At 67.7% G+C, this 15,714-nt stretch carries 15 protein-coding genes; 11 read left to right on the top strand and 4 right to left on the bottom strand.

The window, feature by feature from the left end:
- The first annotated feature begins 302 nt into the window (after positions 1-302).
- Genes PHI64_RS15640 through PHI64_RS15660 form a run of 5 tightly spaced genes read left to right on the top strand, consistent with a single transcriptional unit; the run spans position 303 to position 5,436 of the window.
- Positions 303-1,547, top strand: coding sequence for a GTP cyclohydrolase II (locus PHI64_RS15640; protein ID WP_299884465.1), 1,245 nt, complete (start codon positions 303-305; stop codon positions 1,545-1,547).
- Positions 1,544-2,803: a URC4/urg3 family protein gene (locus PHI64_RS15645; protein ID WP_299884468.1), complete on the top strand. Its 1,260-nt coding sequence runs from the start codon at positions 1,544-1,546 to the stop codon at positions 2,801-2,803. Before PHI64_RS15640 ends, PHI64_RS15645 begins: the two co-directional genes overlap by 4 nt.
- Before the next feature lie 24 nt (positions 2,804-2,827).
- Complete coding sequence (gene upp / locus PHI64_RS15650; RefSeq protein ID WP_299884471.1) at positions 2,828-3,460, top strand: uracil phosphoribosyltransferase; 633 nt, start codon at positions 2,828-2,830, stop codon at positions 3,458-3,460.
- A complete protein-coding gene (locus PHI64_RS15655) occupies positions 3,457-4,098 on the top strand; it encodes a TetR/AcrR family transcriptional regulator (RefSeq protein WP_299884474.1) in 642 nt (213 codons plus the stop codon). Before upp ends, PHI64_RS15655 begins: the two co-directional genes overlap by 4 nt.
- 27 nt (positions 4,099-4,125) lie before the next feature.
- Entirely contained in the window at positions 4,126-5,436 is a 1,311-nt protein-coding gene (locus PHI64_RS15660; RefSeq protein WP_299884476.1) for an amidohydrolase family protein, read from the top strand.
- A 78-nt stretch (positions 5,437-5,514) separates the two neighbouring features.
- Here the strand turns inward: PHI64_RS15660 and PHI64_RS15665 are convergent, their stop codons facing one another.
- From PHI64_RS15665 to PHI64_RS15675, 3 genes are all read right to left on the bottom strand, one after another.
- A complete protein-coding gene (locus PHI64_RS15665; protein ID WP_299884479.1) occupies positions 5,515-6,015 on the bottom strand; it encodes a DUF3617 family protein in 501 nt (166 codons plus the stop codon).
- 100 nt (positions 6,016-6,115) lie between these two features.
- Entirely contained in the window at positions 6,116-6,613 is a 498-nt protein-coding gene (locus tag PHI64_RS15670) for an acyl-CoA thioesterase (protein WP_299884482.1), read from the bottom strand.
- A 106-nt stretch (positions 6,614-6,719) separates the two neighbouring features.
- The gene (locus tag PHI64_RS15675) at positions 6,720-7,115 is read right to left on the bottom strand and encodes a hypothetical protein (protein ID WP_299884485.1); all 396 of its coding nucleotides are present in this window, start codon (positions 7,113-7,115) and stop codon (positions 6,720-6,722) included.
- A gap of 301 nt (positions 7,116-7,416) precedes the next feature.
- Between PHI64_RS15675 and PHI64_RS15680 the strand changes: the two genes are divergently transcribed.
- The 3 genes from PHI64_RS15680 to PHI64_RS15690 all read left to right on the top strand — a co-directional run bounded on the left by PHI64_RS15680 (position 7,417) and on the right by PHI64_RS15690 (position 11,161).
- Positions 7,417-8,559: a heparan-alpha-glucosaminide N-acetyltransferase domain-containing protein gene (locus tag PHI64_RS15680; protein ID WP_299884488.1), complete on the top strand. Its 1,143-nt coding sequence runs from the start codon at positions 7,417-7,419 to the stop codon at positions 8,557-8,559.
- Position 8,560: 1 nt separating this feature from the next.
- Positions 8,561-8,986: a hypothetical protein gene (locus tag PHI64_RS15685; RefSeq protein ID WP_299884491.1), complete on the top strand. Its 426-nt coding sequence runs from the start codon at positions 8,561-8,563 to the stop codon at positions 8,984-8,986.
- Between the two features lie 111 nt (positions 8,987-9,097).
- Positions 9,098-11,161: a TonB-dependent receptor gene (locus PHI64_RS15690; RefSeq protein ID WP_299884494.1), complete on the top strand. Its 2,064-nt coding sequence runs from the start codon at positions 9,098-9,100 to the stop codon at positions 11,159-11,161.
- Positions 11,162-11,428: 267 nt separating this feature from the next.
- Here the strand turns inward: PHI64_RS15690 and PHI64_RS15695 are convergent, their stop codons facing one another.
- Positions 11,429-12,280 (bottom strand): TorF family putative porin, encoded by an 852-nt coding sequence (locus PHI64_RS15695; RefSeq protein WP_299884497.1) that lies wholly within the window; start codon positions 12,278-12,280, stop codon positions 11,429-11,431.
- A gap of 174 nt (positions 12,281-12,454) precedes the next feature.
- On the opposite strand from PHI64_RS15695, the gene PHI64_RS15700 reads away from it, so the two are divergent.
- Genes PHI64_RS15700 through PHI64_RS15710 form a run of 3 tightly spaced genes read left to right on the top strand, consistent with a single transcriptional unit; the run spans position 12,455 to position 15,689 of the window.
- Positions 12,455-14,149: an APC family permease gene (locus PHI64_RS15700; RefSeq protein ID WP_299884500.1), complete on the top strand. Its 1,695-nt coding sequence runs from the start codon at positions 12,455-12,457 to the stop codon at positions 14,147-14,149.
- An 11-nt stretch (positions 14,150-14,160) separates the two neighbouring features.
- The gene (locus tag PHI64_RS15705; protein WP_299884503.1) at positions 14,161-14,742 is read left to right on the top strand and encodes a dimethylamine monooxygenase subunit DmmA family protein; all 582 of its coding nucleotides are present in this window, start codon (positions 14,161-14,163) and stop codon (positions 14,740-14,742) included.
- Positions 14,739-15,689 (top strand): PDR/VanB family oxidoreductase, encoded by a 951-nt coding sequence (locus PHI64_RS15710; protein ID WP_299884506.1) that lies wholly within the window; start codon positions 14,739-14,741, stop codon positions 15,687-15,689. Before PHI64_RS15705 ends, PHI64_RS15710 begins: the two co-directional genes overlap by 4 nt.
- The last annotated feature ends 25 nt before the right edge of the window (positions 15,690-15,714 follow it).

Genomic DNA, 15,714 nt, shown 5'->3' on the forward strand with positions numbered 1-15,714 from the left:
ATGGCCCGGGCCACTACGCCCAACAACGAGGCCGGATATACGTGAGCAATCGATCCCCCCTTGTTATCCAACATTCGCGCTGGCAAAACGGGAGGAGTCCATATACGAATGAATTCGACCCCACGGGAGGCAGCCCTCCCAGGCTGCGCCTTGCCTCATCGTTCCGCACCATTCCGGCGCATGGTGTGTCACGGCAGTGCATGCGCCGGCCGTGATTTCCGCGGTTTTACAGGGGGTTCTCTGTGGCATGGAACTCGCTTGTAAAAAATTGACCATATGGTCAGGTTTTTCAGGAGCGAGCCATGGCGTCCCACATCGTTCTGACTTCCCATCCCCGGGGTACCGGCAGCCGGCAGGCCCCGGCGGTTGATTGGGGGGCGGCCAGTGCCCGGGTGCGGGGGCCGCTGGTGGCCGGGCTTGCCGAGCCGGCCATGCGCAACGTGATCGGCACCCACTCGGGCTCTTATGCGGTGTACCGGGCACTGGCCGTGGCGGCCGGCAACCTGCAGCGCGATCACCGCCCCGACCTGACCAACACCGTGCCGGCGGCGGCCATCGGCCCCCATCCCCAGTGGGGCGATCCGGGGCGCATCGTGTCCCTGGACCCGTGGGGGCACCGGGTGGCCCACGAGTTTGCGGCGGAGATCGCTGCGGGCATGGACATCCGCCCGACCATCGCCATCACCACCGCCCACATCAACATGCCCGAGCTGCGCGACGCCATCGAGGCCGGGCGCGTGGTGCCGGATGGCGACATCCTGGAGGCCAACGGCGACGTGCGGGTGACCAAGGCGGCCATCGACCCGGTGTGGTACCTGCCCGGGGTGGCGGCGCGTTTCGGCATTGCCGAGCCGGCCCTGCGCCGGGCCCTCTTCGAGCAGACCGGAGGCATGTTCCCCGAGCTGGTGACCCGCCCGGACCTGAAGGTCTTTCTGCCGCCCATCGGTGGCATGACCCTGTATTTTTTCGGCGATGTGAGCCTGCTAGGCCACCCCGATACCCGCATCGCCTGCCGGGTGCACGACGAGTGCAATGGCTCGGACGTGTTCGGTTCGGACATCTGTACCTGCCGGCCCTACCTGGCCCATGGCATCGAGGTTTGCGTCGAGATGGCCCAGCAGGGCGGCGTGGGGCTGGTAATCTACAACCGCAAGGAAGGGCGTGCGCTGGGCGAGGTGACCAAGTTCCTGGTATATAACGCGCGCAAACGCCAGTATGGCGGCGACCGGGCCGAAACCTATTTCGAGCGTACCGAATGCGTGGCCGGTGTTCAGGACATGCGCTTCCAGGAGCTGATGCCCGATGTGTTCCACTGGCTCGGCATCACCCGCATCGACCGCTGGGCCTCCATGAGCAACATGAAGCATGGCGCCCTGACGGCGGCGGGCATTGCCGTGGTCGAGCAGGTGGCGATCCCCGATGAACTGATTCCGGCCGATGCCCGTGTCGAGATGGACGCCAAGACGGCGGCCGGCTACTTTACCCCGGTGGCGCCCCCCAGCGCCGCCGAACTGGCCCTTGCCAAGGGCAGGGAGCTTCACGCATGAATGTTTTGACCGAGCGCCCCGCCCCCGGCTGGCACACCCCGGTGCCTGCCGGGCACCCGGCAGCCGGCCTGCTCACGGCGCGGGCGGTGCGCAGCCGCTGCAGCATCGTGATGGCCCAGGTGGAGTCCGGGCGCTCGCCGTTTTTCACCTGGCACGCCGAGTGCCTGCCCTTGTGTGCCGAGTACGTGGCTCACACCATCCGCCTCAACTACCCGGATCTGAACGTGCCCTACCATGCCCGCTGGCGCCATTTCGAGGCCGGCGGGGTAGACCGCTGGGGCGCCCTGCTGGCCCGCGCCGGCCTGGCCGGTGACCCCATCGAGGCGGCCCGGGTGGCGGTGGACCTGGTGATCCCCAGCGTGCTGCTGGATGCCGGCGCCGGCCCCGACTGGCACTACCGGGACGCAGACAGCGGCCAGCGCCTGAGCCGCTCGGAGGGCCTCGGCGTGGCCAGCCTGGCGCTGTTTGCCGGGGGTGCCCTGTCGGCCGATGCAGCCCGGCCCCTGCGCTGCGACGCCAGCGCCCTGATCAATCTGGCACCGCAGACCCTGGCCGATGCCTTCCAGGTCGGCCCGTCCAACCCGCTGGTCGGGCTGGACGGTCGCCTGGCCCTGCTGCAGCGCCTCGGCGCGGTGATGGCCGCCACGCCGGCAGTGTTCGGCACGCCAGGCCGGGCCGGCGGGCTGGTGGACTATCTGCGTGCTCACGCCATGGGCGGGCGGGTGGCGGCGTCCTTCATCCTCGAAACCCTGCTGCGCGCCCTGGGCCCCGTCTGGCCCGGCCGCCTGACCCTGAAAGGGGTGTCCCTGGGCGACTGTTGGGGCCACCCAGGGCCGGAAGACGGCCTGCTGCCCTTCCACAAGCTCACCCAGTGGCTCACCTATTCCCTGCTCGAACCCCTGGAGGCCGCCGGCCTGAGCATTACCGGCCTGGACGAGCTGACCGGCCTGCCGGAATACCGCAACGGCGGCCTGCTGCTGGACTTCAAGCTGATCCAGCCTCGGGACCAACGTTTCTGGACCCACCCGTGGACGGTGGATGCCCCTTCCATCGTCGAATGGCGGGCGCTCACGGTGATCGGCCTCGACCGCCTCGCCGATGCCGTGCGCGATGAGCTGGGAGTGAGTGCCGAGGCCTTTCCCCTGGCCCGGGTGCTGGAAGGGGGCACCTGGTCGGCTGGCCGGCGTATCGCCGCCCAGCGCCGCCCCGGGGGTGGGCCTCCGCTCCACATCGTCAGCGACGGTACTGTCTTTTAGAAACCCTACGTGCCGGAGGACACCATGACCGCCCCCCTCACTGTCATCGACCACCCCCTGCTGCAGCACAAACTGTCCATGGCCCGCAGTGCCGACACCACCACCGACAACTTCCGCCGTCTGGTGCGGGAGATCGCCGCCATGCTGGCCTACGAGGTGACCCGCGACCTGCCCACCGAGATGATCAAGGTCACCACCCCGGTGGCGGATTGCGAGGTGCCGGTGATCAGCGGCAAGAAGCTGTGTCTGGTGTCCATCCTGCGGGCCGGCAACGGCATGCTCGACGGCATGATCGATCTGCTGCCCGGCGCCCGGGTGGGGCACATCGGCCTGTACCGCGACCCGGAAACCCTGGAGGCCATCGAGTACTACTTCAAGCTGCCCGAGGATGTGGAAGACCGCCTGGTGATCGTTGTTGACCCCATGCTGGCCACCGGCAACTCGGCCGGCGCGGCCCTGTCGCGGCTCAAGGAGGCGGGCGTCTCCAGCCTCAAGTTCGTGTGCCTGCTGGCGGCGCCCGAGGGCATCGCCGCCCTCCAGGCGGCCCATCCGGATGTGCCCATCACCACCGGTGCGGTGGACAGCCACCTCAACGAGCACGGCTACATCGTGCCCGGCCTGGGCGATGCGGGAGACCGCATCTTCGGCACCAAATGACGGCAGCGGCGCCTGTGCCGCGGGAGGACGGGCGGGGCGGGCGCATCCGCCAGCAGCAGGAGGGCGCCATCCTCCAGGCCGCCGAGCAGGTGTTCGCCCGGGCCGGCTTCCAGGGCGCCACCATGGCCGAGATCGCCCTGCGCGCCGGCCTGCCCAAGTCCAACCTGCATTACTACTTCGGCACCAAGGCCGAGGTCTACCGCGCCGTGCTCGGCCACATCCTGCGCCTGTGGCTGGCCGAGACCGACAGCATCACCCCCGACGCCGACCCCCGCGAGGCCCTGGGCCATTACATTGCGGCCAAGATGCGCCTCAGCGCCGAGCGCCCCGATGCCTCCCGGGTGTTTGCCAACGAGCTCCTCCACGGCGCCCCCGAGATCGGCGACTATCTGCGCGGCGAGCTGCGCGCCCTGGTGGCCGACAAGGCCCAGGTGATCGAGGGCTGGATTGCCGAAGGGCGCATGGCCCCGGTGGACCCGGTGCATCTCTTCATCAGCCTGTGGGCGCTGACCCAGACCTACGCCGATTTCGAGACCCAGGTGTGTGCCGTGCTCGGCCGCACGGCGCTGGGGCCCGATGATTACCGGCGTGCCACGGCCCACGTGCAGGCCCTGGTGCTGCGCGGCTGCGGGCTTTGATCCAATCACACAGCGAGGAATGACGCCGTGTTCGACCTGATCCTGCGCCAGTGCACCCTGCCCGATGGCCGCGCCGGCATCGACATCGGTATCCGCGACGGCCGCATCGTGGCCGTGGAGGCGGGGCTGGCGGCCACAGCCGGCGAAGTCATCGACGTGGCCGGGCAACTGGTCACTCCGCCCTTCGTGGATGCCCATTTCCATATGGACGCCACGCTGTCCTACGGGCTGCCGCGGGTCAATCAGAGCGGTACCCTGCTGGAGGGCATCGCCCTGTGGGGCGAGCTGAAACCCCTGCTCACCCAGGAGGCCCTGGTGGAGCGCGCCCTGGCCTATTGCGACTGGGCCGTGGCCAAAGGCCTGCTGGCCATCCGCAGCCACGTGGACGTGTGCGACCCGCGCCTGCTGGCGGTGGAGGCCCTGCTGCACGTGAAGGAGAAGGTGCGCCCCTATATCGACCTGCAGCTGGTGGCCTTTCCCCAGGACGGTGTGCTGCGGGCGCCCGGGGCGCTGGACAATCTCAAACGCGCCCTCGCCATGGGTGTGGATGTGGTGGGCGGCATTCCGCACTTCGAGCGCACCATGGCCGACGGTGCCGAGTCGGTGCGCATCCTGTGCGAGCTGGCGGCCGAACTCGGCCTGCCGGTGGACATGCACTGCGACGAGTCCGACGACCCGCTGTCGCGGCACATCGAGACCCTGGCCTTCCATACCCGGCGCCTGGGGCTGCAGGGGAGGGTGGCGGGTTCTCACCTCACCTCCATGCATTCCATGGACAACTACTACGTCTCCAAGCTGCTGCCCCTGATCGCCGAGGCCGGCGTGGCTGCCATCGCCAACCCCCTCATCAACATCACCCTGCAGGGCCGCCACGATACCTACCCCAAGCGCCGTGGCATGACCCGGGTGCCCGAGCTGCTGGCGGCCGGCGTGCCGGTGGCCTTCGGCCACGACTGCGTGATGGACCCGTGGTATTCCCTGGGCAGCGGCGACATGCTGGAGGTGGCCGCCATGGGCCTGCACGTGGCCCAGATGACCGGCCAGGACGGCATGCGTGCCTGCTTCGCGGCCGTCACCGAGACCCCGGCGCGCATCCTCGGGCTACAGGGCTACGGCATCGCCCCCGGCTGCCGCGCCGATCTGGTGGTGCTCCAGGCCGGCGACCTCATCGAAGCCCTGCGCCTGCGCGCCCCCCGCCTGCTGGTGCTGCGGGGCGGCCAGATCATTGCCCGTACTCCCCCGGCTGTTGCCACCCTGGATCTCCCCGGCAGGCCTGGAAGCGTCGATTTCCGTCGCCCCTGCGGAAGAGGCACGATCGACGGTCAGGCGACGCGTTGAACGGAGGGAGGCAGGATGAATTCGACCCCGCGGGGTGAGGCGCCTTCCACCTTGCCGTAGCGGGGAGTTGTCCCTCGCCTACAGGGTCATCATGTCCTTGGTGCACTCACCGATGTAGGTGGAGTTCATGATGATCTGCATCTCGAGATCCTGGCCGCCCTTGTGCACCATCTGCCGGATCTCGGACTTCATTTTGCGCGGTGCCACGGTGTTGTTGATCTGCATGTCCACCGAATTGCCGTCGGCCATCACGCAGTTCATCTTCCACGATGCGGCATTTTCCGCGCGCTTGGGGTCGGAGATGCTGCACTTGGCTCCCTTCTTCTCCATCTTGTCCTGATCGATGCCAGGGGTGAGGTAGGGGTCTTTGGCCAGAAAGGCTTTGGTCAGACAGACTTTGGTCGTGGATTCGGTGAGGGTCTTGGGCGGCGTGCCCGGGTTCTCGCGGGCGGTGATGACGGCCTTCATCTCCCAGCCGCCGGGCTGCACGGTGTTATTGGCTGCGGCGGCGAGGGGCAGCGCAGCCAGGGTGGCTAGGGTCAGGTGGGCAAGGCGGATGGGGCGGGTGATCGTGGTCATGGGGAGCTTCCTGGATAGGCTGTTGGAGTGACGACGGCATGGTGCCACGGATGGCCTTTGCGGACAGCGGATCCTTGCATCGGCAGGGGGGGCGGCGGACTCAGGCGCCGTCGCTGGCAGGGCCTTCGCGCAGGGCCTCGTAGCGTTGCTCCAGCTCCCGCCGCAGCTCCTTGCGGGCCAGCGCTGCCTGATGGCGGCGCTTTTCGTCGGGGGTGAAGGGGCGCAGGGGCGGTACGCTGACCGGCTTGCGGTCCTCGTCCACCGCCACCATGGTGAAGAAGCAGCTGTTGGCGTGGCGGACCACCTGGGTACGGATGTCTTCGGCAATCACCTTGACGCCGATCTCCATGGAGGAGTTGCCGGTGTAATTCACCGAGGCCATGAAGGTCACCAGCTCGCCCACGTGGATGGGCTGGCGGAACATCACCTGGTCGACGGAGAGGGTGACCACGTAGCAGCCGGCATAGCGCGCGCCACAGGCATAGGCCACCTGGTCGAGGAGCTTGAGAATGGCGCCGCCATGCACGTTGCCGGAAAAGTTGGCCATGTCGGGGGTCATCAGCACGGTCATGCTGAGCTGATGGGCGGGGAGAGTCATCGGGGGCTCCTGGGCAGGATTCGGGGAGGGGAACCCGATGATTGTGGATGCCGCGATTCAGGTCAATCGCCTTGGCGATTGAGACGCCCCCGGGGCCGCGCCGTCCTTATCCCAGGGCGGTCAGCGCGATCACCCCATGGAGCCCGAGTGCGATCAAGAGGGCAAGAATCCGGATCAGGGATGCGATCACCAGGTTCATGTGCTCGGCGGTCGGGTGCAGTCGGGTGATCCACCGGGTGCCGTGGCGGAGCAGGCGTCCGATGCGGGTCTTGCCGGCAGCCTTCCGCAGTCGCGGTGCGAGGGGGTGCGGTGCCCAAGGATCGAAGCCTGGACGGGCGTCGGCCGGGCGCGCGGGGCGCCGGACGAAGAGGGCGTGGCGGTGCGGCTCGACGCAGTGGGCCAGGGCCGCCGCGCTGGGGCGTGAGGGGTGGAGACCGGCTGGGCCCGGGCGAAGGCGGATGGCCGAGAGGCGGGGGCGGCAGAAGGGCGGGCGGACGGACATGGCGGAGGGCTCGAAGGGTTCCGCAGCGGGGCGCAGGCGCCGCGGAAGCGCTTTATCTTGCCGCCAAGATGCGCCGGGCGGCCTGCTTATGTGTTTTTCTGCTTTACATATCCATTAAACAGAAAAGCGTCTTTGCCCTTCAACCTGCTATGGGCGCCAGTGCTTGGCGGGCGGCATGCTTGTCCTGCGGCTCGGCATTTGGCATGGGTTAGAATGCCTGCCCCCCGGTTTTCGGGTCACTTTCCGCGCCGCGAGACAGCGCTGCGTTGGCGCTGCGCGGGAATCTTCAGTCTGGGCTTGCATGCATAGTGTTACTCGGTCCCATCGCATCAGCGCCATTGATACCCTGCGCGGGCTCGTGATGGCCCTGATGCTGGTGGATCATGTTCGTGAGTTCTTCTTCCTGCACAGGCAGGTGGCCGACCCGATGGTGGTCGGCGAGACGTCGCCGGAGCTGTTCTTCACCCGGCTGGCAAGCCATTTCTGTGCCCCGGTGTTTGTCTTCCTGACCGGGCTCGGGGCCTGGTTTCATGGCAGCCGCGAAGGGGCGACGCGGCAGGGCACGGCGGCCTACCTGGCAAAGCGCGGCCTGCTGATGATTGCCCTTGAACTGACGCTGGTCAGTTTCGCGTGGAGCTTCACCTTTCCGCCGACGATCCTCTACCTGCAGGTGATCTGGGCCATCGGGCTCTCCATGCTGGCCCTGGCGGCCCTGTTGTGGCTCCCGGTGCGGGGGCAGGTGGCCCTGGGGCTGCTGATCATCGGCGGGCACAACCTGCTCGACAGCGTCCATTTTGCGGTGGGCAGCGCGGCCCATGTGCCCTGGGCGATCCTCCACGACCGGAGCATGATCGCCCTGGGCGAGGGTCTGCGTGTCCGCACGTCCTACCCGGTGCTGCCCTGGATCGGCGTGATCCTCCTTGGCCATGCGGCGGGTTCGCTGTACCGGTCGGAGGTGCTGCCCGAGCAGCGCCAGCGCTACCTGGCGCTGATGGGTGCAGGGGCCCTGGCCGGGTTCTTCCTGCTGCGCTTTCTCAACGTCTATGGCGACCGTGCCTGGGTGGAGGGGGGGACGGGTCTCGCGACGGCGATGTCCTTCCTGAACGTCACGAAGTACCCGCCCTCGCTGCTTTTCCTGCTGCTCACGCTGGGCGTCGGCATGCTGGCCCTGAGCCTGCTCGAACGCAGCCGGGCGTGGAATGTGCTGGCCTGCTTCGGCCGCGTTCCGCTGTTCTTCTACCTGCTGCACATCTTTGGGCTGCACCTGCTCTACCTGATTTTCATGGCGGTGCTGGGGCGCACCCAGGGCGATCGCTATGGCTTTGTCGAGGTGTGGCCGATCTGGGTGGTGGCCGGGGCTGCGCTGGTGGTCCTCTACCTGCCGTGCCGCTGGTTTGCGGGCGTGAAGCAGCGCAGTGGCGCGGGCTGGGCGAGTTATTTCTGAGATGAAGCAGCGCCTTTCCGCCCCCCTGAAGGGCCTCGGAAGGTCGATCTCCGGTGTGCGGAGATTCCCGCTCGCCTGCCTCATCGTGCTGGCCATGCTGGCGGCCACGCTGCTGCCGGTGTCCCACGCCTACCTGCACCTCCATGGGGGCGGTGATGGTCCGGTGGCCGACTGCGTCCCGGCTGGGGGCTCCCCCTTGCCATGGGGCGCGGACGATCCCTGCCCGACCGCGCCGCGCACCCACGCCGACCACTGCCCCCTGTGCCTGCACCTGGCCCAGCCCCTGCTGCCAACGGCCGACATCCCCGGTTTCAAGGCGGTGGCGGGGTACGGGGCATTCATCTTCCCCCTGGCCTTGCGTGCACCCGCCGGGCGGACCCCCTGGCTGATACCGGCCCCCCGCGCCCCACCCGCGTCTTTCTCCTGATCCGTCCTTCCAGTACCCGCCCTTTCCTCATCGCCCTGCCGCCTATCGGCATGCCGGGGGGAGAGGGTGTCGATCATCGGGCAGCCTTTGCCCAGGAGAAAGTTTGCGCTCATGAAAACGAAACTGCTGTCACTGGCGGTGTCATCCGCCCTGTCGTCCCTGTATTCCCCAGGCCATGCTGCCGCACCCGACAGCGACTCGGCCATCGTGCTCGGCGAGGTCGCCGTCCGCAGCCAGGCCAGCGGCCCTCTGCCGACCCAGAGCATCCTGAGTTCCGTCGATATCCTCGGCGGCGACAAGGTGCAGGACAAAAACGTCATGAACAGTTGGGAGCTGATCGGGCAGATGCCCGGCATCCAGCTCACTGAAACCCGCATGGGCGCCGAGTCGGGCAAGGCGACCTTCCGGGCCTTCAATGGCGAGGGTTACATCAACGGCATCAAGGTGCTTATCGACGGCATCCCCAGCAACGTCAATAGCGGCAACCAGCGCTTCATCGACATGATCTTCCCCCTCGACATCGAGTACATCGAAGTCGTGCGGGGGACCAACGACCCGCGTTATGGCCTGCACAACATCGGCGGCAACATCAATCTCGTGACCCGCCAGGGCGGCAACTACACCGACGGCCGCCTCAGCGTTGGCAGCTTCAATACCCGGGAGCTGCAGGTGGCGCTGGGGCGGGAGTCTGACGGCTGGTCCCAGAGCTACTTTTTCGCCAAGCAGGATTCCGATGGCCACCGGGACCACTCCGAATCGGAGAAGTACTCGGCGAGCGCCAAGTGGTTCTACACCCCGGCTGGCGCCGACCTCACCGCCGGCGTGATCGTGCGGGCCTACAGCCATCAGGCGGAGGAGGCGGGCTTTCTGACCGCCCGCGAGATGGCCGCCAGCCGCAGCCAGTCTCCGGCGAAGAACGCCCGGGATGGCGACGACCGGGACATGAAGCACATCAGCGCCCACCTCGACTGGCAGATCAACCCCGCCACCGCCCTCAGCACCAAGCTCTACTTCAACACCTACGCGGATGACCGCAAGGTGACCTTCACCAGCAATCCGGCGGGTTCCGCCCCCCGCCAGCGCCGCATGTGGGATGAGGACCAGACCGGCCTGATGAGCACCCTGACCTGGCGTGCCAGCGACGCCCTGGTGATCGATGGTGGCGTCAACGTGGAGCACCAGGATAACCGCTACCGGCGCTATCGCTACGCGTACGCCAGCCCCACCGACTTTTCCACGCCGGCCTCCACCTCGAACGATGACAGCTACACCCTGCGCAACCTGGGGGCCTATGTGCAGGCCGTCATCAAACCCATCGACTCCCTGAAGATCATCCCCGGCTTTCGCGCCGACAAGTTCTCCGGTCGCACCGAACTCCACTCCACCGGGGTCACGGCACCGCTGCAGGACTACGGCTGGATCAGCCAGCCCAAGTTCAGTGTGGTGTATGGCATGACGCCCGCGGCCAGCATCTATGCCAACTGGGGCCGAAGCTTCCAGATCCTCACCGGTTCGCGGGCGCCGGCCTACCTCACCGCAGGCCAGGCCGAGTTCAGGCCGTCCATCAACACCGGCAAGGAGATCGGGGTCAAGCTCAAGCCCCTTGCCGACACGGAAGTCCGGGTGGCCGTGTGGCAGCAGGACGCCACCGACGAAGTGGCCAACATGCCGAGCACCGGCACCACCGTCGGCCTTGGGCAGACGCGGCGGAAAGGGGTGGACTTCCAGGTTAGCGGCCGGGTCAGCGAGTCGCTCCGGCTGTGGCTCTCCCACTCCCTGCAGGAGGCCACGGTGCAGCGCGCCTTCACCGCCGGCGGTGTGTCCCTCGCCGGGAAGGAGGTCTTCTCGACGCCGCGCTACATCTCCAACGTCGGCGCCGAATACCAGGCCACCGAAAAGTGGCGGTTCAGCCTCCAGGGGCGCGCCCAGGGGAGCTATTACATCGACGACCTGAACGCCAAGGGCAAACACGGCGGCTTCGTGCTCTTCGATACTTCCGTGCGCTACGCCCTGACGAAGGCCGCCAGCCTGGATCTGCAGTTGAAGAACCTGACCGACCGCAAGTATGAGTACGTCTGGTACGACAACTTCTTCTGGCCGGCGGGCAGCGAGCAGCCCATGTATTCGCCGGGGCCGGGGCGGTCGGCCTATCTGTCCCTCAACCTGAAGATGTAAATGCGCCTTCCGGCCCGCTGCTGCCGTCCCGGGACAGCCGCAGCGGAGATCTGTGGGCGCGACGTGTGGTGGGCGACTTCAGTCGCCCACCACACGTCGATCACCGGCATGCCCTTGATCGAAGTCCGCGGATGGCTCAAGTCGCCCCGACTGGAAGAGCCTGGGGTGCCTGCAGCGAGGCGCTTGATTACGGGCCGCGTCCACAAAAATCGGCCCCCGTTTCCGGGGGCCGCCGCAGGTGCCAACCTTGCTGGGAGAAAGCTTGAATCAGAACACCCGATTCACCGAGGCGATCCACGTCCCGGCGTTCATGTCCTTGGTGGTGCCATTGCCGGCCACGCTGGGGTAGTTCTTCCAGTAGTCGGCGCCGACGGTGGTGGTGTAGGCCAGGCCGAGGGTCCAGGCGCCGGGCAGGGTCTTGGTCACGCCCACCTTGTAGTCGCTGTAGTCCAGGCCCTTGGAGTTGGCGATGGTCTGGCGGCCGGCGTGGAGGGTGGCGGTCCAGGTGGGGAGGAATTCGTAGGCGATGTTCGCCTCGATGTACCAGGAGCCGGTGGTGTCCTTGCCGGTGACGCCCGCGTTCGGCTTGTTGGGGAAGGCGCCGAAGCCGGCGTTGTTGCTGGTGAAGCCAAAGTAGCCCACGTCGGTGAGGGCGCGGGAGTACTTGACGTTCAGCCACTGCCAGGTCCCCGACAGATAGAGCTCGGTGGTGTCGTAGGTCTTGCTGGCGTAGCTGCCGGCGGGGGTGATCTTGTCGTAGTTGGCCTTCGGGAAGATGAACTGCAGCAGGCCCACGTCGTAGCTGAAGTCACCCACCGCGCCCCGGTAGCCGCCGTAGAGGTCGATCTCCACATTGGCGTTGGCGTAGAGGTTGGCGCTGGTGTTGGACATCCAGGCGCCGGCATAGAAGCCGGAGGCGTGGGCGTAGTCCACGCCGCCCTGGATGGCCGGGTTGCCCCAGGTCTGGCGGATGCCGCGGAACACGTATTCCGAAACCAGGCCGATGTTGGTGGTGAGCTCCGGCGCGGCGGCCGGGGCTTCTTCCGCGAAGGCGGGGGCGACGAGGGCGGGCAGGCCGATCAGCAGGCCGGTTCTCACTGTCCGAAGTGCGGTTTTCATTGGAGGTGCCTCTGGGTGTTGGGGTGAGGCCATTTCACGCGCACCCGCGAGCTCCCTCAATTCCCCCTGCGACCTACTCCCAAAGTCGAATTGTTCGCCACGGCCCGGCGGCGGACAGTGCAGCCATATCGCTATTGGCGGTGTGGTTTTTATTCGACCTTGAGGAGAACGCAGATGAACACGACGACAGTGGATGCCGTGGCAAGCGGCATCGGGAGCGGCGGCGCCAGCGCGACGCTCCATCGCAAGATCGGCTGGGCGGGCGCCTTCTGGGTGGCCAGCGGGGTTCCGGCCCTGGTCCTTTTTTCCATCGGCTCCATCGCCGCCACGGTGGGCAAGCCCTCCTGGGCGGTGTGGATCATTTCCATCGCCTTCGGCTTCCTGCAGTCCTTTTCCTACGCTGAGATCGCTGGCCTCTTTCCGCACAAATCGGGCGGTGCGTCGGTGTATGGGGCGGTGGCCTGGGTGCGCTACAGCAAGATGCTGGCGCCCCTGTCGGTGTGGTGCAACTGGCTGGCCTGGTCGCCGGTGCTGGCCATCGGCTCGGGGCTGGCGGCGGGCTACATCCTGTCCATCCTGTTTGCGCCGGATGCAGCCATCAACACCTGGCAGATCACCCTGCTGGACCTCTCCGGCATCAAGGCAGGGCTGTCCCTGCGCATCAACGCGACCTTCGTGCTGGGGGCGGCGGTGCTGCTGGCGGCCTTTGCCATCCAGCACCGGGGCATCCTGCAGGCGGCGCGCATGCAGATGGTGCTGGGGGTTGCCGCGCTGGCGCCGCTGATGCTGATCGGCCTGTGGCCGCTGCTCTCGGGGGATGTGCCCTCCGCCAACCTGACGCCCCTCTACCCCCTGGCCAAGGACGCCGGCGGTGCGGTGATCGACGGCGCCTGGGACATGGCCGGGCTGACCCTGATCGCCGGCGGCCTGTTCATGGCGGCCTGGTCCACCTACGGCTTCGAAACGGCGGTGTGCTACACCCGCGAGTTCCGCAACCCGCGCACCGACACCTTCAAGGCCATCCTGTATTCGGGCCTGCTGTGCATCTTCGTGTTCACGGTGGTGCCCCTCGCCTTCCAGGGCAGCTTGGGCCTTGGCCAGCTGGTCACGCCCGCGGTGCTGGATGCCGCCGGCAATGTGGTCACTCCGGCGGTTTATGACGGCATCCTGTCGCCGGACATCTACAGCGGCATGGGTGTGGCCCAGGCCATGGCCCACATGCTGGGTGGTGGCCCGCTGATTGAGCATGTGCTGATGGCCATGCTGGTGCTGGCCCTGGTGCTGTCCATCATGACCTCCATGGCGGGTTCCTCGCGCACCCTGTACCAGGCCTCGGTGGATGGCTGGCTGCCCAAGTATCTGTCCCATGTGAATGCCAACGGTGCGCCGATCCCGGCCATGTGGACCGACCTGGGCTTCAACCTGATCCTGCTGCTGATGTCCGACTACGTCTTCGTGCTGGCCATTTCCAACGTCTGCTACATCCTCTTCAACTTCCTCAACCTCAACGCCGCCTGGATCCACCGGATCGACCGCCCGAGCTGGCCGCGCCCCTTCAAGGCGCCCACCTGGCTGATCGCCATCGGCACCGTGCTGGCCTTCGTCAATCTGGCGCTGATGGGCATGGGCGCCGACATCTGGGGCGCGGGCACCCTGGCCACCGGCCTGCTGGCGGCGGCGATGATCCTGCCGGTGTTCTTCTACCGTCACTACATCGTCGACAAGGGTGAATTCCCCGCCGCGATGCAGGAAGACATGCACCTGGGCAGCGAAGCGGGCGTTGGCACCCGCGCCGGCATCCTGCCTTACCTGACCCTGGCCGGCGGTGCGGCGCTGATCGCCATCGCCCACGCCATGGCCGTGCTCTGAGGAGGCTCGCGATGCTGCACTCCGACATCAAGAGCCGCCCGGTCTACCGGGCCCTGGAGCCCGACCTCTCCGCCGCCGGCCACCTGCTGGTGATCGAGACGGCCACCCTGCAGCCCGGCGGGCTGGCCAGCCTGGCCGATGCCTTCGCCCCGGTGGCGGCAAAGCTGCACACCTGGCTGGTGGGCGAGGCGCAGGCCGTGCCCGGCCTCGGCAAGCCCTGGCACCTGCCCGCGGTGGCCGACGTGGTGGACGCCCTGGCCTGTGCCACCCGGGGCTACGGCATCGGCGACCGGCTGTATGTGCAGGGCACCGAGCCCTTTCTGTGGTCGGTGGCCACCGCCGCGGCCATCGTCGGCTTCGGCCCCGACCAGATCCGGCTGTGTCATGCGGGCAGCCTGCAGCGCCGGGTGTGGTGCACCCACTGCCACGGCTTCACCGAGCCGGTCACCACCAACGTGGTGCCCTGTGCCGGCTGTGGCCGCCACCTGCTGGTGCGCGACCACTTCTCCCGCCGCCTGGGCGCCTTCATGGGTGTGATGGTGGATACCGAAGCGCCTGGCGAGGTTCCGGCCATCGAGGAGGTCTTCGCATGATCGGCGACACCCTCCTGTTGCAGGTGGCGGCGGTGACCGACATCGCCCCCGGCCTGCGTCACCTGCGCCTGGTGGCGGCCGACGGCGGCAAGCTGCCCCCGGCGGCGGCCGGTGCCCACGTCCAGTTTGTGCTGGAAGGCGCGGCGCGCACCTGGCGCAACGCCTACTCCCTGGTCAGCCGGCCCGGAGCCCGGGATGCCTGGGAGATCATCGTGCGCCGGGTGCCCACTTCCCGCGGTGGTTCGGCCTTCATCCACGAACAGATCAAGGTTGGCGACCGCCTGGTGGCCGGCTGGCCGGGCAACCTCTTTGCGCCGGTGCGCATCGCCCGCCACCACCTGATGATTGCCGGCGGCATCGGCATAACGCCCTTCCTGTCCTACCTGGCCGAGTTCGGCTTCACCGGCGCCGGCCATGCCCTGCACGTGTGTTGCCGGGAAGGCGAGAAGGATGTCTTCGGCCCCTGGCTGGGCAACAGCCCGGCCGTTGCCTTCCACTGGGACGCCGACGGGCACCGCCTGGACATCCCGGCCCTGCTGGCCAGCCAGCCGGCGGGCACCCACCTCTACGTGTGTGGCCCGGCGGCCATGAACGACGAAGTGATGGCAGCCGCCGCCGCGGCCGGCTGGCCCGCCAGCCATGTGCATTGCGAGCACTTCGGCTCGGCCCTGTCTGGTGGCGACCCCTTCCGTGCCTTCCTGGCCCGCTCGGGCATCGAAGTGGACGTGGCCGAGGACGAAAGCCTGCTCGACGCCATCGAGCGTGCCGGCGTGGCCGCCCCCTGCCTGTGCCGGGGCGGTGCCTGCGGCGTATGCGTCACCCCTCTGCTGGAAGGGGAGGCCGAGCACCGCGACCACTTTCTGTCCGCCGAAGAACGTGCCGCCGGCCGCCTGATCATGCCCTGCGTCTCGCGGGCCAGGGCAGGGCGGTTGGTCCTGGATTTGTGAAACCGCTGTAGGGGCGACTTCCGTC

The sequence above is a fragment of the Zoogloea sp. genome, assembly GCF_028689785.1.
Classification (GTDB): Bacteria; Pseudomonadota; Gammaproteobacteria; order Burkholderiales; family Rhodocyclaceae; genus Zoogloea.